A 25,400-nucleotide genomic window follows, 5' to 3' on the forward strand; every position below is an offset into this window, starting at 1 on the left:
GTTCTTTCCGTTCATAGTTTGACAGCGCTTTAAATGGGGAAAAATTTAAGGACGTTATCATCATGAATCACCTGTTAACAGCAACAGCACAATACTCTCAAAAGGAAGCAGGAGGGAACAAAAGATGAGTCATCAACGTTCCAAATCAGAAAATCCTTGGCAAGGACTGAATGGTCCAAATCTGGCTTATGTCCTTGAACTATATGACCAATATAGAGTGGATCCGGAATCTGTTGACAGTTCATTCAAAGAAAAGTTTGATGCTTGGGGAGCTCCAAGTGAAGGTTCAGCTCAAGAACCTGCTGTACAGAATCTTGATGGAATGAATTTAGAAAAATTAGCAGCTGCCTATAAGCTTGCGGAAAACATTCGCACATACGGGCATTTAGCAGCTAACGTATACCCGGTTGGAGAATTTCCAAAAGACACTCACCATATTGACCCGAAAGAATTCGACTTAACTATTGAAGATTTGAAAGCGATACCACCTTCCTTTATTTGGAAAGAGGCGCCATCGACTGTAAATAACGGATGGGAAGCGATCCAATTGCTCCAGGAAGTGTACACAAAGAACATTTCTTATGAGTTTAGCCATGTTCACGAAACAGAAGAACGTCAATGGTTGAACACAATGGTAGAAACGAGTCAGCATTACCCTGATTTTTCAGCTGACGAAAAGAAAGAACTGCTTTATAGACTTTCGGAAGTAGAAGGATTTGAAAAATTCCTTCATAAAACATTTGTTGGTCAAAAGCGTTTTTCAATTGAGGGCGTTGATATGCTTGTACCTATGTTGGATGAAGCAGCAAAAGAATGCGCTCGAGATGGTGCTGAGCACGCGCTCATTGGTATGGCTCACCGCGGCCGCCTAAATGTACTTGCGCATGTCCTTGGCAAGCCGCTCGAACTGATCTTTTCTGAATTCCACCATTCACCGAACAAGGAACTTGTACCTTCTGAAGGTTCAAGAGGAATCAATTTCGGATGGACAGGTGACGTTAAGTACCACTTAGGAGCAAGTCGTACTATAGAAGCAGATAAAGAGCATAAAATTAAAATTTCATTGGCTAACAATCCAAGTCATTTAGAATATGTAGATCCAGTTGTAGAAGGATATACCAGAGCTGCACAAGAAAAACGTAACAGTAAAGGTTATCCAGAACAAGATACATCTAAGGCATTAGCGATTCTTATCCATGGTGATGCAGCGTTTCCAGGAGAAGGAATTGTAGCAGAAACGCTTAATTTAAGCCGTCTAAAAGGTTATCAAACTGGCGGGACACTGCACATCATTGCAAATAACTTAGTTGGATTTACAACTAACAGTGATGATTCACGCTCAACGAAATACGCAAGTGACCTTGCAAAGGGGTTTGAAATCCCAATTATTCATGTTAATGCTGATGATCCTGAAGCATGTATTGCAGCTGTTCGTCTAGCTTATGCATACCGCAAACGATTCCAAAAAGATGTCTTAATCGATCTTATCGGTTATCGCCGTTTTGGCCATAACGAAATGGATGATCCATCTGCAACACAGCCAAAGCTGTACAAACAGGTAAACAGTCATGCGACAGTTCGTACTTTATACGCACAGCAGCTTGTGAAAAATGGTTCAATAACTGAAGAAAATGTTAAATCCATTGAAGATGAAGTGTTGACGAAGCATCAAACAGAATACGATAAAGTTCAAGGCAGAAAAGAAAAGTTCAAGCTGGAAGACACTAGACTTCCTGAACCGCTATCAAAAGCACTTCCTGATATCGATACCACAATACCTGTATCCGAGCTTCAGGATTTAACAGAAAAGATGTTAAAATGGCCAGAAAACTTCAATGTTTATCCTAAAATCAAGCGTATTTTGGAACGCAGACGCAAGGCATTCCAGGATGAAAAAATTGATTGGGGAATGGCAGAATCTCTAGCATTTGCATCCATACTAAAAGATGGAACGCCTATTCGCATTACAGGTCAAGATTCTGAACGCGGAACCTTTGCTCAAAGACATCTTGTACTAAATGACAGCGAAAACGGAAAGAAATTCTCGCCGCTTCATGGCGTTGACGATATTAATGTTTCTTTTGCTATCCACAACAGTCCGCTTTCTGAATCTTCAGTAGTTGGCTTTGAATACGGATATAACGTTTTTGCACCAGAGACACTCGTTATTTGGGAAGCTCAATATGGGGACTTCGCTAATGTATCACAAGTATTGTTCGACCAGTTCCTATCAGCCGGCCGTGCGAAATGGGGACAAAAATCCGGAATGGTTCTGCTTTTACCACATGGATATGAAGGACAAGGGCCTGAACATTCAAGTGCCCGCTTAGAGCGTTTCTTACAGCTTGGTGCAGAAAACAACTGGACTGTTGCAAACGTAACTACAGCATCCCAATATTTCCATCTTTTAAGACGTCAAGCTAAGCTTCTTTCAATGGATGAAGTACGTCCATTAGTGGTTATGACACCTAAGAGTTTGCTTCGTGATGCAAAAGTCGCGTCCGTTGCAGAAAATTTTGAAAACGATCTTTTCAAACCATTACTTGAGCAGCAGGGACTTGGCAAGGAAAAAGAGAAAGTGAAAAAAATCTTATTATGTTCAGGTAAAATTGCGATTGATCTTGAGAAAGCACTTGAACAAGATCAAATCGAAAGAACAGAATTGCATATTGTCCGTGTGGAACAAATCTATCCGTTCCCGGAAGAAGAAATGAATGTTCTTTTAAAAGAATATCCGAACGTAGAAGATTTGATCTGGGTTCAAGAAGAGCCTAAGAATATGGGATCTTGGCTTTACATTGAACCAAAACTTCGTGCTGTAGCGCCAAATGGAGCACATGTTTCTTACATTGGCCGACAAGAACGTTCAAGTACGGCTGGCGGAGAGCCTGACATTTATAAAAAAGAACAAGAACAAATCATCCAAACATCGTTAGCAATAGACATTCAATCGCGAGAGGGAGGCCGTGAACATGTTTGAAGTTAAAGTTCCGGAATTAGCCGAATCTATATCAGAAGGTACAGTAGCTCAATGGCTAAAAAAAGAAGGGGAAGCAGTTGTTAAAGGTGAGGATTTAGTTGAATTAGAAACTGACAAAGTCAACATCGAAATAAGTGCAGAACGTGATGGAGTGCTTAAAAGCATTCAAGTGCAGCCTGGTGACACTGTATCAGTTGGAGATGTTATCGCAATGATCGCTGATGGAGGTGCTGAAACAGAAAGTCCTTCAAAAGAAAAGACGGAAGATGCGCCGAAGGAAGAAGCTTCTCCAAAGCAAGAAACTACTGCTGCTAAGGAAGAGACAGAAGAAACGAAAGCAACTGATCGTCCGATCGCATCTCCTGCAGCACGTAAACTTGCAAGAGAAAAAGGCATCGATCTTTCAGAAGTTTCTACTCGTGATCCACTTGGCCGAGTTCGTACAGAAGATGTAAAGCGTCATTCTGAAGGTCCAAGTGAAAAATCGGCTCCAAGCACTACTAAGCCAGCAGCTCAGCAAACCAAAGCTGCTGAACCGGTAAATCCGGACAAGCCTGTTGAACGTGTAAAGATGTCCCGCAGACGTCAAACGATCGCTAAGCGTTTAGTTGAAGCACAACAAACGGCTGCAATGCTTACAACATTTAACGAAGTCGACATGACTGCGATTAATGAAGTTCGCGCTCGCAGAAAAGACAAGTTCTTTGAACAAAATGGTGTTAAATTAGGATATATGTCGTTCTTTACAAAAGCAGTTGTAGGAGCATTAAAAAAATTCCCTGCAGTTAATGCAGAAATTCAAGGCGACGAAATGATCTTGAAAAAGTTTTATGACATCGGAATTGCTGTAGGTGCTGAAGAAGGACTAGTTGTACCAGTTGTACGCAATGCTGACCGAATGAGCTTTGCTGCGATAGAAAAAGAAATTGGAGATCTCGCACAAAAAGCACGTTCTAAGAAATTAACGCTTGAAGAACTGCAAGGCGGATCATTTACAATTACAAACGGCGGTATCTTCGGTTCAATGCTATCAACACCGATTCTTAATGCGCCTCAAGTTGGTATTCTAGGAATGCATACAATTCAGTGGAGACCTGTTGCGATTGATAAAGAACGTATGGAAAACCGTCCTATGATGTACATTGCACTTTCTTATGATCACCGTATCGTTGATGGAAAAGAAGCAGTAAGCTTTCTTTCAACAGTTAAAAACCTGCTAGAAGATCCAGAATCATTATTATTAGAAGGTTGATATAACGAAGCCCTGATCGTCCATTTAGGCGACCAGGGCTTTTTTTGATCATTAATTGCAAAGTGCAAGTAAAAACATTTGCTAATTGCAAGTTAAGGGCATATAACTAATTTGCAAAATGCAAGTTTTGTTTTATCTCATTCATTCAATCACAAAATGAAGCGGCTAAATCTTAGCCGCTTCATAATTTCGTATGTCATTAATAAAAAAATGGTATGCTATCCTTTTTATTAACGAAAGGAATCTAACTTTTGTTTATGGAATAAGCAATATTTTACCCTTGCTGTTCCTGCTTTCAATATAGTCATGTGCACGTGCGCCATCTTTTAATGGAAACGTAGTTTGTAAAACATTCAACTTTCCGCTTTTTACCCATTCAAACAACTCTTGTGATCGATTTATTCGTTCTTCGTGCGATGTAAGTACATTCCAGAGATCTCCACCAGTTAATGTTTTAGAAGTATCCATGAGCATACGAGGATCGATTTTTACAGGATCACCGCCTGCCATTCCAAAAAAAACGACTGTTCCACCGATGCCAGTTACTTCAAAGCTATCCATTATCGTTGAGCCTACAGATTCATATACTACATCTACGCCTCTTTCAGACGTATATTCCTTAATCTTCTCTTTCCAATCTTCCTTATATAGATAAACTTCATCAGCCCCAGCAGAAAGTGCCTTTTCACGCTTTTCGTCTGAAGAGGTTAGTCCAATTACATTCCCACCCAACAATTTAATAATTTGAATAAGAAGCTGGCCTACACCTCCAGCAGCAGCGTGAACCAATGCAAGATTTCCTTGTTTAATGGGAAAACTATCTTTTGTTAAATAATGTGCAGTAAGACCCTGAAGTAATAGGGAAGCTGCTGATTCAAAAGAAACACCATCAGGAATTGGAATCGCTTTTTCTTTCGGGACAACAACATATTCGGCATTTGCGGATGGCACATCTGCAAACGCAACTGAATCACCAACCTTAATATTTTCTACATTTTCTCCGGCTTGTTTTACGATGCCAGCCCCTTCATAACCAAGTATGTAGGGAGGCTGACCTTCTAAATGATAGTTGCCTTTTCTTCTATAAACATCTGCATAATTTAAACCAATTGCTTTCATTTCTAATAAAATATCATCCGGTCCAATAGAAGGATCTTGTATTTCTCGATATTCCAAGACTTCTGGTCCGCCAAATTTATCAAACACGAGTGCTTTCATACTCATTCTCCATTTCTCTTGTTGGCTATTATCACTATTATTGTAACCATATCCAGATGCCTTTGGCTATGAAATTGTCTATTGATTATACCAATTTGACATGAAACCTATTGCCACATTAAAATTTAAAAAGAACAAATTTTAATAAGAATGAAAATAGATAAAAGGAGAGATACAAAATGATTCATCTAGATTGGGCAGAGAGACCTACAATTAGGGAAATAAAATGCGTACATACGGATGCAGAGAAATATATGGTTGACCGGGCACTTACAGCAGGAAAAGCGTATGAATTAAAAAATGAAACAGAAGAATTCTACTTTGTTATCGATAACACCGGCAAAGTAGGGGGGTATTACAAAGAATATTTCGAAGGTTAATCAATATACGAAAAAGCCTGGCTCAAATGAGCCAGGCTTTCATTATTTCATTACAATTCTTCATTAAAAAGCATACCATGCAGCTTTTTAGAAACCAAAAGAAGAATTAACCCTAATGCAAATGCCGCTACTCCTATTACCATGAAAATTTCCAGATAACCCAATGAGTGGGTGAGAGCTGCGAGTTTACCGGAGACAAAATTGGCTACTGCAGAACTAAACAGCCATACTCCCATCATAAGGGAAGCGATTTTTACCGGAGATACTTTATTAACTAAAGATAATCCAACAGGTGATAAGAACAGTTCACCAATTGTATGGAATAAATAAGTCACAATGATAAATAACATGTTTGCTTTAACCGTAATATGAGATTCATCACTGCCTGTTTGCAGAACTGCTGGAATAAGCACTAAAAATCCTAATCCTAATAATATCATTCCAAATGCCATCTTCGTTGTCGCTTTCAAGTCTCCTCTAGGAGTATTTGAAAGTCTATACCAAAAAGCTGAAAGAATGGGAGCTAAAATAATGATAAATAATGGATTTACCGATTGGAACCAAGAAGTTGGGACTGTATATCCAAATACATTTCGGTCTACAAACTTTTGAGTATAAAGGGTGAAGGAACTTCCTGCTTGCTCAAAACCTGCCCAGAAAAAGACAACGAAACATGCCACAATAATAAGTCCAATGGTACGTTGTTTTTCTTTTTTGGTTAATGGTTTAGATTTACCTTCTGGTGTTACCGATTGGGTTCTCATCGGCTTTGTTCCTGTTTCGCCTAAATACTTTCGGCTGAAAATAGTAAAGATAATTTGACCGATAATCATACCAATAGAAGAGGCTAAGAAAGCATATTGAAAACCAAAATGCTCGATTCCGTCTGTATCTGTAAAATGAAATAAGTCTTCTGCTAAATAACCCGCAACTAGCGGAGCAAAGAAAGCACCTAAGTTGATTCCCATATAAAAGATGGTGAATGCTGCATCTTTCCGTTTGTCATTTCGATCTGGATATAATTCTCCTACAAGTGTAGAAATGTTGGGCTTGAAAAATCCGTTTCCGATAATAAGTAAGAAAAGTCCCAGATACACTCCTGTCTTTGAATCAAAGGCAAACAATGAAAAGTCACCAAGCGCCATCGTAATACCGCCAATTGTTATAGCAGTCCGAAGTCCTATAAACTTATCTGTTAACCAGCCACCTAAAAGCGGAGTAAAGTAGACTGCACCTGTGTAAAACCCATATAGCATCATAGCTTTAGCAGGATCCATACCTAAACCGCCGCTAACTAAAGCAGTAGTCAAGTAAAGGACTAATACTGCACGCATCCCATAATAACTATATCTTTCCCACATCTCAGTAATAAACAAGAGATATAAACCACGGGGATGTTTTCTAGTTGTCTTTGCATCAGTTAACGCTGCTTCCAATAGTTTTCACTCCTGTCGTTTTTTGTCGAACATAAATAATTATAATTTACTAAATATTCAACTTCAAGTATATATTTAAAAGTTAAAATATTAATAAAATTAAATATTTTCTGTAAACAAACTTTCATCCCTTAGGAACAAAAGAAAAACAGACACGCTGCAAGAGCATGTCTGTTTTAAATTCTATATATTCCCAGCTTATTGGTGACTGTATTTTAGCTTTTCTTTACTTAATAACGCATCCATGAACTCGTGAAATTCTGGAATATCCATTTGCTGTGCAGAATCAGATAATGCTACCGCCGGATCTGGATGTACTTCAGCCATTACAGCATCTGCTCCGATAGCCATCGCCGCTTTTGCAGCGGGCAAAAGAAGATCTTTTCTTCCTGTTGAATGAGTAACGTCTACAACAACCGGAAGATGCGTTTCTTTCTTTAAAATAGGAACAGCAGAGATATCTAAAGTGTTGCGGGTTGCTCTTTCATACGTACGAATGCCGCGTTCACAAAGGATGATTTGACTGTTGCCTTGTGCTAAAATGTATTCAGCAGCATACATGAATTCTTCGATTGTTGCAGCAAGACCACGTTTTAGAAGGACTGGTTTATTAACTGAACCCGCTGCTCTTAATAGATCGAAGTTTTGCATGTTACGAGCACCAATTTGGATAACATCAACATAATCAAGGGCTGTTTCAATATCATTTGGATTTAAAATTTCACTCACTACTGCAAGCTGATGCTCGTCAGCTACTTTACGTAAAATCTTTAGACCTTCAAGACCAAGACCTTGGAAGTCATATGGAGAAGTACGAGGCTTATAAGCACCACCGCGGATTAATGTTAAACCTTTTCCCGCGATAACTTCTGCCACTTGTTTTACTTGTTCGTAGCTTTCAACAGCACAAGGACCCATTATGAAGTGAGGGTTTCCGTCTCCAATCTTTTCACCTTTAACATTAACAATTGTATCTTCCGGTTTCTTTTTACGGGAAACAAGCAGTGCTTTACGATTATCATCTTTTTGAAGTTCTAGACTTGCTTTGAAAACTTGTTTGAAAATATGCTGAACCGTTGATGTTTCGAAAGGGCCATCATTATGAGCAGCAATTAAATCTAAAAGCTCTCTTTCTCGTACTGGGTCAAAACGTTTAACTCCTTGCATTTCTTTTAGCTTGCCGATCTGTTGTGCAATGTCACCACGTTCATTTAAAAGCTTTAAAATTTTAAGGGTAACATCATCCATTTGAGTTCGTAATACATCCAATTCGTTTGACACAGCATTTCCTCCTCATATATCTCTGTTTTTTAGATCCTATATAGCGGCCGCAAATAGGCTTAACATTTATCATAATTAAACACAGGACACTTTCGCGCTTTAAAGCGTGTGTCTCGTAAAGTATTGTTTGTAACTTTAAAGGGAAATGGAAAGAAAGTCAATACCTTATTAAAAATTTTTACAAAATGTGTTTTCTTTTTTCTATATATTGACGATTATAGTAGTGTGCTGTAAATTTGTAAAAACGATTTAAAATTTCTTTACAACAACGCTTCAACGTGTTAAAACTATCTATAACTTTATAATACAAAACGCTATGATAGAACAATAGTAATGAATGGATTCCCTGTATCAGAGAGCTGATGGTGGTGCAAATCAGTACAAAATCCCTCATGAATTACAATTCTGGAGCTGCTTTTTTATAAGCCGGATTATCCGTTATTTCAATGAAGGTGGTAAAGCAAATGCTTTGCTGTTAGGGTGGTACCGCGAGAAATTCGTCCCTGCTTATTAGCAGGGATTTTTTTGTACATTTAAACAGGAGGAATGTGAAATGAGATATTTAACAGCCGGAGAATCACATGGCCCGCAATTAACAACAATTATAGAAGGAGTTCCTGCAGGCCTGCCTCTTTTAGCAGAAGACATTAATGAAGAGCTGGCAAGAAGACAAAAAGGACATGGCAGAGGCCGCAGAATGCAGATCGAAAAAGATCAGGTCCAAATATTGAGCGGAGTACGTCATGGTGTAACATTAGGTTCACCTATTACGCTTGCAGTAGAGAATAAAGATTTCACACACTGGACAAAAATCATGGGTGCCGAACCATTAGAAGATGATCAAACTGAGGTAAAACGGGTGATATCACGCCCTCGTCCGGGACATGCAGATTTAAATGGTGCAATAAAATACAACCATAGAGATATGAGAAATGTACTGGAACGCTCATCAGCAAGAGAAACTACTGTAAGAGTTGCTGCAGGTGCAGTCGCCAAAAAAATATTAAGCGAACTTGGTGTTCAAATCGGAGGACATGTACTCGAAATTGGCGGTATTAAAGCTACTGAAACGAAGTATGAAAATATAAAAGAATTACGCAGTATAACAGAAGAATCACCTGTAAGATGTTTAGATGAAAAAGCTGGCAAGAAGATGATGGAAGCAATTGATACCGCAAAAGAGAATGGGGATTCCATTGGAGGCGTAGTCGAAGTAATTGCTGAAGGAATGCCAGTAAGTGTCGGAAGCTATACTCATTATGACAATAAACTCGATGCAAAATTAGCTGCAGCAGTTATGAGCATCAATGCCTTTAAAGGTGTAGAAATCGGTATTGGCTTTGATGCAGCACGAAAACCTGGCAGTGAAGTGCATGATGAAATTCAGTGGGATATTGAAAACGGATATACAAGAAAATCAAATAACGCTGGTGGATTTGAGGGTGGAATGACGACTGGGATGCCTGTAGTTGTCAGAGGCGTTATGAAACCAATTCCGACTTTATACAAACCACTTCAAAGTGTTGATATTGAAACAAAAGAAGCTTTTGCAGCTAGTATTGAACGGTCTGACAGCTGTGCCGTTCCTGCAGCAAGCGTTGTCGCAGAATCAGTAGTGGCTTGGGAGCTGGCTAAAGCAGTCGTTGAACAGTTTGGCTTAGATAACATGGAAAGCATTAAGAAAAACATTAGGCAGCATCAAGAACGTGCTAGGACGTTTTAAAATGCAGACCATTAAAATCACAACTCCATCTAAATGTTATCCCGTTCATATTGGAGAGAACGCTTTAACCCAATTGGTTCCGCTGTTACAAACAATGAAACCTTCTCCAAAGAATTTATTAATCATCACGGATGATAATGTCGGACAGCTTTATTTAAAAGACGTGGAGAAATTATTAGAAGGTCATTATTCATATAAAACTGTTCAATTAAAAGCAGGAGACAGCGAAAAATCCTTCGAAAACTATTATTTTTGTCAAAGCTTTGCCTTAGAAAATGGACTTGACCGTACTTCAGTCATCCTTGCTTTAGGCGGTGGAATGATAGGCGATATCGCCGGATTTGTTGCAGGAACATATATGAGGGGAATAAGGTTCATACAAATTCCTACAACCATTCTTGCACATGACAGTGCTGTAGGTGGAAAAACAGGCATCAACCATCCTGAAGGCAAAAATATGATCGGTGTTTTTCATCAGCCTGAAGCGGTGATCTATTCTACCGATTTACTGGGTACCTTACCTGAAAATGAAGTGAGGTCAGGTTTTGCAGAAGTTGTAAAGCATTCTTTAATTGCTGACAAGAACTTTTATCTCTGGCTTCGAGAAAACGTTCATACTTTTCATACATTTTCGCAGGATCAATTATTAAAATCCCTCACTAGAGGCATTCAGATTAAGAATGAAGTCGTGACACAAGATGAAAGAGAAATGGGTGTCAGAGCCTATCTGAACTTCGGACATACACTTGGGCATGCAATAGAGGCAGAGCTTCTATTTAAAGGGATTACCCACGGGGAGGCAGTTGCACTTGGAATGCTGTTTGCTTTATCACTACAAGAAGAAACGCAACAGCTTGGCAAGGATCTAAAAAAGTGGTTTAAAAAACTAGGGTATCCTGAACTGCCAAACCATCTAACTGCACCTTCTTTAATTGGCAGAATGAAAAAAGACAAAAAAGCAACAAAAGGCAACATCAATATGGTTCTTTTAAAAGACATAGGAGTACCGTACTTATCAAGCATTGATACAAATGAATTAGAAAGTAAGCTGAATGAATTTTTGCAAGAGGGGTAGAAAAAGGAGCTTTCCCATGAAAAATGTATTACTGATTGGAGTAGGATTAATCGGCGGCTCGATAGCATTAACGATTAAAAAAGAGCACGAAGCTGTCATATTTGGCTATGACGTAGTAAATAAAAATTGTGAAACAGCAGTTTCCTTAGGTGTTATTGATAAAATAGCTGCTGAATGGAAAAAACATGCTTTAAAAGCAGATCTTATCCTTATCGCAACGCCAGTTGAAGAAACATTACGGATAATGGATACGCTAGATTCATTATCTCCCGCTATCAAAGCACTCGTAATGGATGTTGGAAGTACAAAACATACAATTATGCAAAAAGCAGAAAAACTGTCCAAAAACGGTATAGCTTTTATAGGCGGCCACCCAATGGCAGGCTCCCATAAAACGGGTGTAGAAAGTGCGAAAGTACATCTTTTCGAAAATGCTTTTTATATGTTGACCCCTGTGTCAAACACACCAGAAAGCAGATTGAATGAAGCAAAAGAATGGCTGAAAGGAACAAAAGCTAAACTTTTAACCGTAAAGCCTGAAGATCATGATTTTCTCACTGGAATTGTAAGCCATTTTCCTCATCTGATTGCTTCAAGCCTTGTAAGGCTTGCAAAATTTCATTCAGAAGATCATCCATTAGTTCAACAATTAGCTGCAGGCGGTTTTCGTGACATTACCCGGATTGCTTCGAGTTCTCCAAAAATGTGGAGCGATATCGTCAGCCAGAACAAAACTCATTTACTTTCACTTTTGCATGAATGGAAGAATGAAATGGATACCGTTATAACGTTCGTTGAAAATGGCAGCCAAGATGAGCTTTATGATTATTTTAACGGCGCCAAAGAGTTTAGAGACGGTCTGCCCGTTCGGTCTAAAGGGGCTATTCAGCCTTTTTCAGATCTATATGTAGATATATTAGATAAAGTCGGTACTCTATCACAAGTAACTATGATTTTGGCTGATGCTAAAATCAGCATTATTAACATTTCCATTTTGGAAGTCAGAGAAGGACTAAACGGTGTTCTGAGAATCAGTTTCCAAAGCGAAGAAGAGAGAGATTTAGCACAGCAATTATTACAAAAAGAAGATTATTTAACACATATCACACTATAAGAAGGAGTGGCCGGACATGGAAAAACAACTGACTCCCATAAAAAGTTTGAACGGTTCAATTAAAGTTCCCGGCGACAAATCCATTTCGCATCGTGCTGTCATGTTCGGATCGATAGCTGAGGGGACCACTACAATTAACGGTTTTTTGCCAGGTGAAGATTGTTTAAGTACGATCTCTTGTTTTAAAAAGCTCGGTGTAAAAATAGAACAAATAAATGAACAAGTGACAGTGGAAGGCAAGGGAATTTCAGGTCTTCAACCTTCAAAAGAGGAACTATACGTAGGAAATTCTGGAACGACGATCCGGCTGATGCTTGGCATTTTAGCTAATACTCCTTTTACCACTGTGTTAACTGGTGATGACTCAATTGCAAAGAGACCTATGAATCGAGTAACTCAGCCATTAAAAGAAATGGGAGCCATCATTGATGGGAAAGAGGAGGGGAATAAAGTACCTCTTAAAATTACCGGAGGAAGCACAAAAGGGATTGATTATCATTCTAAAATTGCAAGCGCACAAGTCAAATCCGCTATTTTACTCGCTGGTCTTCAAGGAGAAGGCATAACCTCTGTAACAGAACCTGCAAAATCAAGAGATCATTCAGAACGTATGCTTGAAGCTTTTGGATGTTCGGTTGATCAAAAAGGATTAACGGTTTCGTTAAATGCCGGACAGGAATTAAAAGGTACACATATTGAGGTCCCGGGTGATATTTCATCTGCAGCGTTCTTTTTAGTAGCAGGTGCGATCATCCCTGAAAGTACGATTTCATTAAAAAAGGTTGGTCTTAATCCTACCCGAACAGGAATTCTGGATGTGTTAGAAAATATGGGGGCAAAGATACAATTCGAAAACGTAAATAGTGAAAGCTCCGAACCATATGGTGACTTAGTTATCCAAACCTCTAAATTAAAAGGAACGATTATCAAAGGTGATTTGATTCCGCGATTAATCGATGAGATACCGATTATCGCACTAGCTGCTACTCAAGCTGAAGGGAAAACGATAATTCAAGATGCACATGAGCTGAGAGTAAAAGAAACAGACCGTATAAAAACGGTAGTTGATGAGCTTAGCAAAATGGGTGCAAACATTGAAGCAACAGACGATGGAATGATTATTCATGGCAAAACATCTCTAAAAGGGGCTCAAGTAGACAGTTATGGAGATCATCGAATCGGGATGATGCTGAGTATTGCTTCTTGTATTGCTAAAGGAGAAACAAAGCTTATGAACCCTGAAGCAGTGGCTGTATCATATCCATCATTTTTCGATCAGCTAAAATCGTTAGCAAATCATAATTAAAGCCTGTTTTCGCATGAATTGATGCAATGGAGAGATATTTGGTTAAGTTCTTCATTGAAATGTTAAATTGGAGCGGAAGGGCGAGACTCCTGCAGGATCAGTGGGACAGGTGAGACCACTCAATATCGCAAAGCGATGAGAGGGCTCACCGCACACCCTGCGGAAAGCGAGTCCATAGAGCGGAAATTTACTACTTTCAAAAGCAATAAAGCTTACGAAAAAAGTTTAAATAAATAATGCAGAGAGCTGACTTGTAAACAAGGCCAGCTCTTTTTTTGAGCATTATCACCATTCGACAGTTTATAACATTTTTCACATTAGAATTATTATAAAAAAGTATTGATTATCCATTGAGAGGTGATATCATTAAAATGTACAATAAATTCATTTAATGAGGTGACGTTTAATGACGAATGAAAAGAAGCATTTGACGACAAGCTGGGGTGCACCTGTAGGGGACAACCAAAATTCAATGACTGCAGGATCGCGCGGACCTACATTAATCCAAGATGTACATCTATTAGAAAAACTTGCACATTTTAATAGGGAACGCGTTCCTGAACGAGTTGTACATGCTAAGGGTGCAGGAGCACACGGGTATTTTGAGGTAACAAACGATGTAAAAAAATACACAAAAGCTCACTTCTTATCAGAAGTCGGCAAACGCACACCTCTATTTGTCCGGTTTTCAACAGTTGCTGGTGAAAACGGATCAGCGGATACGGTACGTGATCCTCGTGGATTTGCTGTGAAATTTTACACAGAAGAAGGGAACTATGATTTAGTAGGAAACAACACACCTGTATTTTTTATTCGAGATGCGATTAAGTTTCCAGACTTCATTCATACACAAAAACGTCATCCCCAAACACATTTAAAAAACCCAAATGCGATATGGGATTTTTGGTCGCTTTCACCTGAGTCACTACATCAAGTAACGATACTTATGTCAGATAGAGGTATACCAGCAACATTCCGTCATATGCACGGCTTTGGCAGCCATACATTTAAATGGGTTAATTCAGAAGGTGATGGAGTTTGGGTAAAATATCATTTTAAAACAGAGCAGGGTGTTAAAAACCTATCAAACGAACTCGCTGCTAAACTATCTGGTGAAAACCCTGATTACCATACAGAAGATCTATTCAATGCGATTGAAAAGGGTGATTTTCCTGCATGGAAATTGTACGTTCAGATTATGCCTTTAGAAGATGCAAATACGTATCGTTTTGACCCTTTTGACGTTACAAAGGTCTGGTCACAAAAAGACTATCCGCTAATTGAAGTCGGCCGCATGGTTTTAAATAAAAATCCTGGAAATTATTTTGCTGAAGTGGAACAAGCTACGTTTTCTCCTGGAACATTAGTACCAGGAATCGACGTATCTCCAGATAAAATGCTGCAAGGCAGATTGTTTGCCTATCATGATGCACACCGTTATCGTGTAGGGGCAAACCATCAAGCGCTTCCCATTAACCGTCCTCGCAATGAAGTGAATAACTATCAGCGTGATGGTCAAATGCGTTTTGATCACAATGGAGGTTCAGCTGTTTATTATGAACCTAATAGTTTTGACGGACCTAAAGAAGTCTCTGAAAACAGACAAGCTGCTTATCCAGTAGAAGGGGTTGCTGAAAGTGTCTCTTATGATCATCATGATCATTTTACACAAGCTGGTGATTTATACCGCCTTTTATCAGAAGAAGAAAAAGAGCGTCTCGTATCAACGATTATCGGTGCAATGGAGCCCGTTGAAAGTAATGAAATCAAATTACGTCAAATTAGCCACTTCTATAAAGCGGACCCAGACTATGGATTGAGAATTGCAAATGGACTTGGTTTATCTATTCCGCAGGAAGTAAATTAAACATAACAAAAGACGTCCTCATGATAAGGACGTCTTTTGTTATGTTTTTGGCTGTTTTCTAAAAGATTGTTGCCTTTTAATCTCTTTTTATTGTCTTCCTTGACAGTTGATTGGAGTGGAAGGTGTGAGACTCCTACGGGACAGGCGGGCAGTCCGAAAGGCTGAAGTGGTTTGGTCAGCCCCGACAAGCAAAAGGGAAAGGGACTAAGAAGGCGCTTTTTGCCTTCAGGACCATTTAACTTTTGACCTCGAGGGGCTAACCGCTACAGCTAGACAGGTGAGACACTTAAGAGTAAAACGTACGAATGTGGCTCACCGTCTGCCCCGTGGAAAGCGAGCAACCTGGAAAGGAATTCAACTACTTTCAAATGCAACAATGAATAAGGAAACAACCATATTTTTAAACACTTGCAAATGTTCGAAGGTCCTCGATATCGGCTACTTTAAATCCATTAGCTTCAATACGGTGCACTAACACTTCGATCTCTTTAAGAGATACACTTTCATTAAAGGTAATAACTACTCTGCGTAGAAATTGTTTTCCGGCATCTTGAGTAAATACACCTTCTAAATTGTATTCTTCAGGAATGACTGTGAATAATTTTCTGAGTGAACCTTTTCCTTCCGTCGTTGAAACTGTTAAAGAATAACCGCCTTTTTTAATACCATATGAATCTTCTAAAATATCCATAACTTTTGAATGAGTGATAATCCCTAAAAATTGATGTTCATCATCGACTACCGCCATAAACGGCAGACGTCTTATCGAAAATAAAACTTTAAAATAAGGTGTATTCTCATGAATAAATGCGTCTTTTTCTTCAACGACTCTACTTACATGGTCCTTTACAGAACCAACATTTTCTATAATATAGTCGGATGTTGTCTCCTTAAAAAGCAAGCCTACAAATTTTTCCTCTTTTTCGTCCAATACAGGTATACATCGATAACCCGACTGAATTATAGTGAAGCGAGCCTCGCTAATCGACATATTTTCAGTTACATACTTTACTTTAGATTTTGCTAGATAATTAGATTTAACTTTCATGTGACACACCCTTTTCAGAATTATATAAATATTTTAAATATATTTCGACATATATTACAACATACCTGCTTTTCCTTTTTATCATCTCCAACTTTTTTCTGATTTGCACTTCTGAATATTCTGTCATATAATTTAAATGAAATAATGAAATCAGACGCAAAAAAGGAGGTGTAAGGCATGCTTAATGGTGTACAACTATTTAACTGGTTAGTGGTTTTCCGTTCAATTACTTACGTGATTTCGCAAAATTGGATTAGTCTGTCCAAAACCGGTTATTTAAATAGTTCACATCGATAAGCAACCTTACCCTTTCCTTTTTCAATTAGTATGAAAACCCATGGGCTAAGTACTTTGCTCATGGGTTTTTTATGCAGAAAAAGGACAGTAGCAAATATAAATAAAGGAGAAAATGATACAGATGATTATATGCACTGTTCAAAATACTAAAAAAATGTATGGCGGTAATGAGATACTTAAAAATATCTCTTTTGAAATTCAAGAAAATGATCGAGTAGGAATTGTTGGCCGAAATGGTTCTGGAAAAACCACTCTTTTTAAACTGATCAGTGGAATCGACCAGCCTGATTCAGGCTCTATTTTTATCAAAAAAGAAGCGGAAGTCGGTTATCTTGCACAAATACCGGACTATGATTCTCAATCAACGGTCTATGAAGTAATTGCTGCTGCTTTTCAACAAATAAGAGAGATCGAACAAAATATACAAAAGGTTAATGTATTAATTAGTGATCCAGAACAATCAGACAGATTGGAGAAAAATTTAAACAAATTATATAAACTTCAAGAAACGTATGAGGATTTAGGCGGCTATGCGATAGAATCAAGGATAGCCGGTGTAATGACGGGACTTGGAATCTCTCATTTATCCGACCAGTTATTCCATGAAATAAGCGGCGGTGAACAAACAAAGGTTGGATTAGCTTGTCTTTTATTACAAGAACCTGAATTGCTGTTACTGGATGAACCAACGAATCACCTTGATGTCGATACGATGAACTGGCTTGAAAACTATTTGCAAAAGTACAAAGGAGCCGTACTGATCATCAGTCATGATCGCTATTTCTTAGATCAAGTAACGAACAAGACAATTGATATTGAAGACGGCGAATGTGTTGCTTACAATTGTTCCTACTCACAATTTATAAAAGAAAAAGAGAACAGCCTTCTGCTGGAATTTGAAAAATATCAAGAACAACAAAAGAAAGTTAAGAAAATTAAAGAATCCATCAAACAGCTTCGGGAATGGGGAGCTCGGTCAGGTAATGAAAAATTCTTTCGCAGAGCACGGAATATGGAAAAAGCTTTGCATCGCATTCAAAATATGAAGCGTCCACAGCTTGACAGGAAAAAAGCTGCTTTTGAATTCAATTTAAATAAAAGAAGCGGTCAAGATGTCGTCATTTTTGAAGAAGTATATAAGACATTAGAAAATCGTGTCCTTTTTAAGAATATCAATTTCCAAGTCAGATTTGGAGAGAAGGTTGCTTTAGTCGGGAAAAATGGAACAGGAAAAACCACACTTATAAAAATGCTCCAAGACGGTTCGTTAAATAGCGGTAACATCAAACTAGGACCATCCGTATCCATTGGATATTTATCACAAAAAGGGCTTGATGCAAATCCTAATTTAACAGTTCTGGATATTTTCAAAGAAAAAGTAATCATGGAAGATGGTGAAGCAAGACATCACCTTGCTAAATTTTTATTCTATGGAGCCGTAGTTTATAAAAAAGCTGCAGATTTGAGCGGAGGAGAACGTACACGACTGCGCCTTGCACAGCTTGTTTACGAAGGATTTAATTTTTTAATTCTTGACGAACCTACCAATCATTTAGATATCGAATCCCGTGAAGCGCTTGAAGCAGCATTAGAAGAATTTAATGGTACCATCCTTGCTGTTACACATGACCGTTATTTTATGAATAAGTTATTTGAACGGACGGTATGGCTTGAAGATGGGCATCTAATAAATTATTCGGGTAGCTTCAGTTATGCACTACAAAAACGAGCAGAATAAAAATAAATGAACAGGCTGTTTTTTTAGCCTGTTTTTCTTATTTTTGATTGTTTCATATTTCTCTAGGTAATAATGGGAATGATATAAGGTGAAAAAGTAGGAGGTCTTTAATTTTGAAACAAGATGAATTTATTTTACCGCAATTTCCTGAACCTTTATGGAGACAAAATATTGAAATACCAAAATATCAATCGTTAAATGGAAACAAAGAATCAGAAATTGTTGTTGTAGGAGCCGGTATATCAGGGATTACAACCGCCTACTTGCTTGCAAAAGAAGGTCGAAAAGTCATACTGATCGAAGCAGGCAAAATAATAAATGGGACAACTGGACATACAACAGCCAAAATTACCTCACAGCATGGGCTGATTTATGATAGATTCATCTCACATTTAGGTGTTGAAAGGGCAAATAAATACTATCTATCCAATGAATTTGCTGGTCGGTTCATTCATGATTTAATTAAGGAAAAGAACATTCATTGTAACTATGAGCCTCATGATGCATATCTATATGCGAATACAGAAAATGGTGTAAAAAAACTCGAAAAAGAAGCTCTAGCTTATGAACGTTTAGAGATCGACGGTGATTTAATCAAAAAGATCCCATTTGAAATCCCCCATAAAAAAGCTCTCGTTATGAGAAAGCAAGCACATTTTCATCCAGTAAAATATTTAATTGGATTAGTGAAAGAGCTTGAATGCCTTGGAGTGAAAATATACGAAAACACAACCGCTGCAGATATACAAGAAAGTAAAAGTGATAAAAAAGCAACTGTAATAACCGAAAACGGTCATGAAGTAAAAGCAGACTTTGTGGTTTGCTGCACACACTTCCCGTTTTTTGACGGAATGGGGTTTTACTTTACAAGAATGATGGCTGAACGATCATATGTTTTGGCGGTTAAAACTAAAGAACAGTTTCCAGAAGGGATGTATTTAAGTGTTGACGATACAGTCCGTTCATACCGGTCCATTTTACAAGATGGAGAAAAAATTGTTCTTCTAGGCGGCGAAAGTCATCAAACCGGACAGGGCATCCCGACTCATCTCCATTATGAAGCATTATTAAAGGAAGCCAAAAAAACATTAAAAGTAGAAAGAGTATTATCACGCTGGTCTGCACAGGATTTAATTTCACTAGATAAAGTACCTTTTATCGGCAAGCTCACACATAAGCATGATCATATATTTGTTGCAACAGGATTTAGAAAATGGGGAATGACAACAGGAACTCTTGCTGCCCATATTATACGCGATTATATTCTAGATCGTGAAAATGAATTCGCAGACTTGTACAAACCCCAGCGTTTCCAAGCCGACCCGTCAGATCTGAAGCAATTCATTAAGGAAAATGCTGACGTAGCAAAACACTTTGTATCTGGAAAATTAGATAAACCTGCAAAGCATCCCCAGAGTCTAAACAAAGGCGAAGGCGGGGCAGTAACGTTAGAAGGTGCTAGGTGCGGCGGGTTCAGAGATGCTGAAGGAGAGCTTCACATTGTTGATACGAAATGTACTCATTTAGGATGTGAAGTAGAATGGAACAGCGGTGACCGCACGTGGGATTGCCCGTGCCATGGATCACGTTTTTCCTATAAAGGAGATGTGGTAGAAGGTCCAGCAAAAAAACCATTGAAAAAGATTGATTTGAATTAAACAATTTAGTGATTAAAAACCTTAAATGACTCCGAGTAGTAGTGGTTATTTAAGGTTTTTTGTTTTTTTTTGACATAAAATTCATTTATCAGATAGAGTCTTGTATTAATAATTGATATCGAAATTTCTAGAAAGATCAATTTATTTTATACGAGACCTAATAAGTACCTCTTCATACTTAATTTCTTATAATTAAACTTCATACTATACGAAAGTGAGTTCAATATTTCTGTGCAGAATCGGACATCGTACATTTACGCAACTTCCAGATAGAATGATAAGCTGAAAAAATGAATTAAATTGAAAACATATAAAATATACTTTGGAAATCGAGCAAACTGCTCTAAGCAAATCTAAAAAATCGGTTAAGTAAATAAATTGTGTGGGGTCAGACCCCACACAATTTATTCCTTTATTTGTGAAAAAATAACAAGTAAAAATAATGAAAATTTTGTGAAAATAGTATAAAATAAAGTGCTTGGAGCGGGAGGGGGAACTATTTATGAAGCTGTTATCAGTGACGCTTAAGCACTTTAAACCTTATTGGAGGGGGCTGCTGCTTGCATTTGGGTGCTCGTTAATCGGCGGTGCATTCACTGTAATACCACCTATATTGGCAGGTAAGCTGGTTGACGAAATTCTTCCCAATAAAATGACCGATATGATGGGCTGGTTAGTTGCGGGTGTATTTTTTGCATTTTTATTTAAAATTGTTTTTGAATCTCTGCAAGAATTTATTCAAGTCCAAATCGGCCTCGATGTTATTACAGATATGCAATTAAGAGCTTTTGGACGCTTACACAAGACACCAATGTCATTCTTTACCACTACACCACGCGGAGATATGCTCTACCGGCTTACACATGATGTTGAAGCCGTTCAGAACTTAAACAACACTGTAATACCACGCTTTATACAGCAAGTTGTGAGTGCTGTCGCTGCATTTATTGCCGTTTTTGCGCTGTATTGGCCAGTTGCAATCGTTATGTTTGCCGTTTTTGCTATTTACCTATATCCATCGTTTAAATTAGGTCGTACGATGAGAAAAATGAGTGCTGTTCAACGTGATATGAGTGCAGATATTTATCATCACCTGCAAGAGAGCATTGAATCTACCAGACTAGTTCGTACCTTTCAGACACAAAACAGAGAAGTACAAACACAAGACAAAAAACTTACAGCTTGGAAGAATTTTTCAATTCGTGCAGCGTTGATCGGAAAGGTAAACTGGAGACTTGGCAACTTATTTAACATTGCAACTCCTGGGGTAGTAATGGTTGTTGGAGGTCTTGCCGTTTGGAACCATTCAATTTCAGTCGGTACACTCGTTGCTTGTTTAGGCTTTATTCCGACAATGTTTTTTCCAATTCGGTCACTAGCTGAAAATGCATTGGTCATTCAACAGGCCATTCCAGCTCTTCAGCGAATTTATGAATATTTTGATCTACCTGTAGAACATGAAGAAAATCTGCCGAAAATGGGAGATATTCGAGGAGATATTAAAGTAGATGATCTTTGGTTCCGATATCCGGATAAAGAAGAGTATGTCTTAAAAGGTGTATCGTTAACTATGGAAGCCGGTCAGCATATCGGAATCGTTGGAACAAGCGGCGGTGGGAAGTCTACACTTATTCAGCTGCTGCTAGGTTTATACGAGCCTGAAAAAGGCAGAATCGAAATTGATCAGCAAAACTTGTTTGCTTATAACAGGAATTCTTTTAGACAACAAGTTGGAGTGGTATCGCAAGAGACGTTTCTACTAAACAATACCCTCCGGATGAATCTATTATATGGAAGAAAAAATGCCACACAAAATGAATTAGAACGTGCTTGTGAAGCTGCTGGATTAACAGATTTCATTGCAGCTCTTCCCGAGGGATATGAAACAATTGTAGGTGAAAGAGGGTTGAAGTTATCTGGCGGACAGCGCCAGCGTGTTGCACTAGCCCGAGCAATACTGCGGCATCCTGCACTTTTAATTTTTGATGAAGCCACTTCTTCACTTGATGGAGAAACAGAAGAGAGAGTTCAATCTGCTTTAGAATCACTCATTCCTGGCAGAACAACAATCACGATTGCACATCGGCTCGTAACTGTAAGGGATGCAGACAAAATATTACTTCTGGATAAAGGAGTAGTAGCAGAAGAAGGGACTCACGATGAATTATTATCACTAAAAGGCCAATATTATCAACTTTATATGGCACAATACAGTGAATTAGAAAAGGAGAGAGCGATATGAACCAAGCTGCTGTAAAGCAAAAAAACCGTGACGGCAGACGCGTTCTTGCCTTTCTAAAACCCCATAAGAACTGGGTTTTCGCAGATGCATTCGTAATTGCGATCAGCCAGGTGTTTTCAGCCCTCATTCCAACGCTCGCAATGGGCTGGCTTGTAGATACGATATTGCCAGATGAATCAAACAAACTATTATGGGGATTGATGTGGCTGCTTGTATTTGCTGCAGTTGCTGATTTAATTCTGATGGTAATCGATGAATACTTTTGTCATCAAGTTGCAAAAACAGTAACCAACTGGCAGAAACTTCGATTGTTTAAACATCTTCAGCTTCTTCCATTTTCGTTTTATCAAAATACCCAGTCTGGTGAAATGCTCGCGCGGGTATCTGATGATCCAGATACCCTGCATAATTTCCTTGCATGGGAAGGTTCTACATTTATGGCTTCTGTTCAAGGTGTCATTCTTTATAGCTTAGTCTTATTATGGATCCATCCTTACCTTATGATTACGAGTGTTGTTTTAGGTGTCATTTTCTACCTGACTTCCAATGCAGTTGGTCAAAGAACAAGAGAAGCATCCGGTAACGCGAGAAAAGAAGCTTCCCGCTATTTAGAAAGACTTCGTGAATCGGTAACCGGTATCCATCTCTCAAGAGTACTTGGTGTATCAGATGGAGAGGTTGAAAGTGTTGCAGAGATTCGCAGATCTTTTATAAAAGAGTCTAGATATGAATTAAAAGCACGTATGCAATCTATCGTCGTTATCGGAAGCTATAATGGCCTTGCATTAGCTGTCGTTTATGGTCTTAGTGCCTATCTAATCTGGAACAGCAAATTATCAACGGGGGAAATGCTTACAGCTGCAGGACTTGTCGCGATTGCTGCTAACGAAATGCAGCGAATGCTACGAAACTGGCTTTCTGTCAGAAGAACTGGTCCCGCTCTTGATCGTTCTGAACTTTTATTAAGTGAGGGAACATCACAAGCTGAAACAGAAAAAGGGATAATATTGCCGGAAATTGATGGTTCTATTGAACTGAATAACGTTTCATTTGGATATCCAGAAAAGGATGAACAAGTTTTAAAAGGATTATCATTTACCGTTGAATCCGGTGAAGCGATTGCTCTTGTTGGACCTAGCGGATCCGGTAAGTCCACGATAGTAGACTTGCTGCTGCGTTTTTATGAACCAGATTGTGGTACGATTCATTTAGACGGGGTTGATATCTCCACAATCGATGCCGGATGGCTCCGTTCTCAAATTGCTATCGTTTCACAGGATGTTCAGCTTAGAAATGGTTCTCTTGCTGATAACTTAAGAATAGCTAAACCTGAAGCAACAGATGAAGAACTGTTAAGTGCCGTTTATGACAGTGGATTAGGAGAATTTATTCAATCTTTGCCAGAAGGACTGAACACATCAGTAGGTGAGAGGGGAAGCTTACTATCAGGTGGACAAAAGCAAAGGTTATCACTAGCAAGGGCACTTGTGAAAGATGCAGCTATTTTAGTGCTGGACGAAGCGAGTTCTGCACTAGATCCAATAACTGAAGTGCAAGTCAATCAGGCTATTAGTAATAGAAAGTCAAAACAAACCGTTTTTATCATTTCACACAGACTTTCTACTGTCCTTGCAGCCAATCGAATTATCGTTATAGAAAACGGCAAAATGATCGAGGAAGGAAACCATGAATTACTGCTGAATTCCGAAAATGGTGTATACAGTCGTCTATTTAAACGAGAAGCCGAAATAGGAACCCAAGCATTTAGCAATTAATTCAAAAACTATTTTCTAAAGGCTCATTTCTATGAGATTGTTGCTACATGCTGTATTTGAAAAACAAGGCGACGAAAGGGCTCACCGCACATCCCACAGCAAGCGAGAAGCCTAAAACGAAAATGAACTAATTCAAAGGAAAGCAAGGCAATTCTTGAATCGGGATCGCCTTGTTTTTTCATAATATTTCTCTTTATTGGGTATATATGAAAGAAGATGTCCAATAAGGAGGGATATAGGTATGACTCATAAAATAAGGGCTTACCTGACTATTATTGCATTCGCAGCTGTCATTTTGGTGAACTTCCTCGCTGAATCTTTGCCTTTAAACGATAATACTACGGGAGAGTTGTCGGACAAATATAACGTACTCATTACGCCAAGCGGATATGTTTTCTCCATTTGGGGTCTTATTTATTTATTGTTAGGATTATGGGTAATTTATCAGGCATTGCCAAAACAAATAAATAAAGCTGTCTTTCGACGAATCGGATATTGGTTTTTATTAAGCTGTCTATTCAATTGTTTATGGATCTTTGTTTGGCATTATGAAAAACTTGAGTTATCACTACTTGTCATGATTGGATTATTAGCTTCATTAATTATTATTTATTCGAAGATTTACAATAACGGTGAATACCGCTCGTTTATCAGAATCCCCTTTTCTATTTATTTAGGATGGGTATCTGTAGCTACAATTGTAAATGCGTCAGTCGTTTTAAAATACAATGGATGGAAAGGGTTTGGACTGTCGGATGTCACTTGGACAATTATTATGTTATTGGTCGGGACATTGTTGGCTATGTACTTTTCTTTAAAAAACAATGACATCTTATATACACTTGTATTCGTTTGGGCGTATTTCGGCATTGGTATTAGACACATGGGATCATTAGATCTTTTATCAAATATTAGTTTTTCCTTAGCTGCATTGCTTTTAATTTTTATCATTTGGAGATCATCCAAACGAACGAATTCCATACATCATTTAAGAATGTCTTAATTATTTT

The 25,400-nt window shown here is 38.4% G+C and carries 17 protein-coding genes and 1 other annotated feature; of the genes, 13 read left to right on the forward strand and 4 right to left on the reverse strand.

Going from position 1 to position 25,400, the window contains the following annotated elements; genetic code table 11:
* Positions 1-124 precede the first annotated feature (124 nt).
* Together J2X07_RS06520 and odhB are read left to right on the forward strand one after the other, a co-directional pair.
* Positions 125-2,980 carry a 2-oxoglutarate dehydrogenase E1 component gene (locus J2X07_RS06520; protein WP_310257651.1) on the forward strand — a complete coding sequence of 952 codons (2,856 nt, stop codon included), beginning with the start codon at positions 125-127 and terminating at the stop codon, positions 2,978-2,980.
* On the forward strand, positions 2,973-4,232 hold the full coding sequence (gene odhB, locus J2X07_RS06525) for a 2-oxoglutarate dehydrogenase complex dihydrolipoyllysine-residue succinyltransferase (protein WP_310257653.1): 1,260 nt from the start codon (positions 2,973-2,975) through the stop codon (positions 4,230-4,232). The genes J2X07_RS06520 and odhB overlap by 8 nt, the downstream gene beginning before the upstream one ends.
* Positions 4,233-4,487: 255 nt before the next feature.
* On the opposite strand, the gene J2X07_RS06530 is transcribed toward odhB, so the two are convergent.
* Positions 4,488-5,450, reverse strand: coding sequence for a quinone oxidoreductase family protein (locus J2X07_RS06530; protein ID WP_310258183.1), 963 nt, complete (start codon positions 5,448-5,450; stop codon positions 4,488-4,490).
* Between the two features lie 179 nt (positions 5,451-5,629).
* Here J2X07_RS06530 and J2X07_RS06535 point away from each other — a divergent pair, with 179 nt between their 5' ends.
* Positions 5,630-5,830 (forward strand): DUF6501 family protein, encoded by a 201-nt coding sequence (locus J2X07_RS06535; RefSeq protein ID WP_310257655.1) that lies wholly within the window; start codon positions 5,630-5,632, stop codon positions 5,828-5,830.
* A 50-nt stretch (positions 5,831-5,880) separates the two neighbouring features.
* On the opposite strand, the gene J2X07_RS06540 is transcribed toward J2X07_RS06535, so the two are convergent.
* Both J2X07_RS06540 and J2X07_RS06545 read right to left on the reverse strand, forming a co-directional pair.
* Positions 5,881-7,266: a peptide MFS transporter gene (locus J2X07_RS06540; RefSeq protein WP_310257657.1), complete on the reverse strand. Its 1,386-nt coding sequence runs from the start codon at positions 7,264-7,266 to the stop codon at positions 5,881-5,883.
* A 198-nt stretch (positions 7,267-7,464) separates the two neighbouring features.
* A complete protein-coding gene (locus J2X07_RS06545; RefSeq protein ID WP_310257659.1) occupies positions 7,465-8,547 on the reverse strand; it encodes a bifunctional 3-deoxy-7-phosphoheptulonate synthase/chorismate mutase in 1,083 nt (360 codons plus the stop codon).
* A 307-nt stretch (positions 8,548-8,854) separates the two neighbouring features.
* Positions 8,855-9,055 (forward strand) — a binding site (T-box leader).
* Positions 9,056-9,100: 45 nt separating this feature from the next.
* Here J2X07_RS06545 and aroC point away from each other — a divergent pair.
* The 5 genes from aroC to katA all read left to right on the forward strand — a co-directional run bounded on the left by aroC (position 9,101) and on the right by katA (position 15,632).
* Positions 9,101-10,270 carry a chorismate synthase gene (gene aroC, locus J2X07_RS06550; RefSeq protein WP_310257660.1) on the forward strand — a complete coding sequence of 390 codons (1,170 nt, stop codon included), beginning with the start codon at positions 9,101-9,103 and terminating at the stop codon, positions 10,268-10,270.
* A 1-nt stretch (position 10,271) separates the two neighbouring features.
* Positions 10,272-11,345 carry a 3-dehydroquinate synthase gene (aroB, locus tag J2X07_RS06555; RefSeq protein ID WP_310257661.1) on the forward strand — a complete coding sequence of 358 codons (1,074 nt, stop codon included), beginning with the start codon at positions 10,272-10,274 and terminating at the stop codon, positions 11,343-11,345.
* Between the two features lie 16 nt (positions 11,346-11,361).
* Positions 11,362-12,459, forward strand: a complete 1,098-nt coding sequence (locus J2X07_RS06560; RefSeq protein ID WP_310257662.1) for a prephenate dehydrogenase — start codon at positions 11,362-11,364, stop codon at positions 12,457-12,459.
* Positions 12,460-12,475: 16 nt separating this feature from the next.
* Positions 12,476-13,765 carry a 3-phosphoshikimate 1-carboxyvinyltransferase gene (gene aroA / locus J2X07_RS06565; RefSeq protein WP_310257663.1) on the forward strand — a complete coding sequence of 430 codons (1,290 nt, stop codon included), beginning with the start codon at positions 12,476-12,478 and terminating at the stop codon, positions 13,763-13,765.
* 406 nt (positions 13,766-14,171) lie between these two features.
* Positions 14,172-15,632: a catalase KatA gene (gene katA, locus J2X07_RS06570; protein ID WP_310257664.1), complete on the forward strand. Its 1,461-nt coding sequence runs from the start codon at positions 14,172-14,174 to the stop codon at positions 15,630-15,632.
* Between the two features lie 400 nt (positions 15,633-16,032).
* Here katA and cbpA read toward each other — a convergent pair whose 3' ends face one another.
* Positions 16,033-16,680: a cyclic di-AMP binding protein CbpA gene (gene cbpA, locus J2X07_RS06575; protein WP_310257665.1), complete on the reverse strand. Its 648-nt coding sequence runs from the start codon at positions 16,678-16,680 to the stop codon at positions 16,033-16,035.
* A 418-nt stretch (positions 16,681-17,098) separates the two neighbouring features.
* On the opposite strand from cbpA, the gene abc-f reads away from it, so the two are divergent.
* From abc-f to J2X07_RS06600, 5 genes are all read left to right on the forward strand, one after another.
* Positions 17,099-18,715, forward strand: coding sequence for a ribosomal protection-like ABC-F family protein (abc-f, locus tag J2X07_RS06580; protein WP_310257666.1), 1,617 nt, complete (start codon positions 17,099-17,101; stop codon positions 18,713-18,715).
* A 113-nt stretch (positions 18,716-18,828) separates the two neighbouring features.
* On the forward strand, positions 18,829-20,373 hold the full coding sequence (locus J2X07_RS06585) for an FAD-dependent oxidoreductase (RefSeq protein WP_310257668.1): 1,545 nt from the start codon (positions 18,829-18,831) through the stop codon (positions 20,371-20,373).
* Positions 20,374-20,875: 502 nt separating this feature from the next.
* The gene (locus tag J2X07_RS06590; RefSeq protein ID WP_310257669.1) at positions 20,876-22,615 is read left to right on the forward strand and encodes an ABC transporter ATP-binding protein; all 1,740 of its coding nucleotides are present in this window, start codon (positions 20,876-20,878) and stop codon (positions 22,613-22,615) included.
* Entirely contained in the window at positions 22,612-24,390 is a 1,779-nt protein-coding gene (locus J2X07_RS06595) for an ABC transporter ATP-binding protein (protein ID WP_310257670.1), read from the forward strand. Before J2X07_RS06590 ends, J2X07_RS06595 begins: the two co-directional genes overlap by 4 nt.
* A gap of 241 nt (positions 24,391-24,631) precedes the next feature.
* A complete protein-coding gene (locus tag J2X07_RS06600; protein WP_310257671.1) occupies positions 24,632-25,393 on the forward strand; it encodes a TspO/MBR family protein in 762 nt (253 codons plus the stop codon).
* Positions 25,394-25,400 lie beyond the last annotated feature (7 nt).

Origin of the sequence: Fictibacillus barbaricus (assembly GCF_031457135.1) — a bacterium.
GTDB lineage: Bacteria > Bacillota > Bacilli > Bacillales > Fictibacillaceae > Fictibacillus > Fictibacillus barbaricus_A.

What these genes read in the sequence shown, in the direction of transcription:
- aroC (WP_310257660.1), top strand. Translation starts at nt 9,101, where the DNA reads ATGAGATATTTAACAGCCGGAGAATCACATGGCCCGCAATTAACAACA.
- J2X07_RS06590 (WP_310257669.1), top strand. Translation starts at nt 20,876, where the DNA reads ATGAAGCTGTTATCAGTGACGCTTAAGCACTTTAAACCTTATTGGAGG.
- J2X07_RS06520 (WP_310257651.1), top strand. Translation starts at nt 125, where the DNA reads ATGAGTCATCAACGTTCCAAATCAGAAAATCCTTGGCAAGGACTGAAT.
- J2X07_RS06560 (WP_310257662.1), top strand. Translation starts at nt 11,362, where the DNA reads ATGAAAAATGTATTACTGATTGGAGTAGGATTAATCGGCGGCTCGATA.
- aroB (WP_310257661.1), top strand. Translation starts at nt 10,272, where the DNA reads ATGCAGACCATTAAAATCACAACTCCATCTAAATGTTATCCCGTTCAT.
- aroA (WP_310257663.1), top strand. Translation starts at nt 12,476, where the DNA reads ATGGAAAAACAACTGACTCCCATAAAAAGTTTGAACGGTTCAATTAAA.
- J2X07_RS06600 (WP_310257671.1), top strand. Translation starts at nt 24,632, where the DNA reads ATGACTCATAAAATAAGGGCTTACCTGACTATTATTGCATTCGCAGCT.
- cbpA (WP_310257665.1), bottom strand. Translation starts at nt 16,680, where the DNA reads ATGAAAGTTAAATCTAATTATCTAGCAAAATCTAAAGTAAAGTATGTA.
- J2X07_RS06530 (WP_310258183.1), bottom strand. Translation starts at nt 5,450, where the DNA reads ATGAAAGCACTCGTGTTTGATAAATTTGGCGGACCAGAAGTCTTGGAA.
- katA (WP_310257664.1), top strand. Translation starts at nt 14,172, where the DNA reads ATGACGAATGAAAAGAAGCATTTGACGACAAGCTGGGGTGCACCTGTA.
- J2X07_RS06535 (WP_310257655.1), top strand. Translation starts at nt 5,630, where the DNA reads ATGATTCATCTAGATTGGGCAGAGAGACCTACAATTAGGGAAATAAAA.
- abc-f (WP_310257666.1), top strand. Translation starts at nt 17,099, where the DNA reads ATGATTATATGCACTGTTCAAAATACTAAAAAAATGTATGGCGGTAAT.
- odhB (WP_310257653.1), top strand. Translation starts at nt 2,973, where the DNA reads ATGTTTGAAGTTAAAGTTCCGGAATTAGCCGAATCTATATCAGAAGGT.
- J2X07_RS06595 (WP_310257670.1), top strand. Translation starts at nt 22,612, where the DNA reads ATGAACCAAGCTGCTGTAAAGCAAAAAAACCGTGACGGCAGACGCGTT.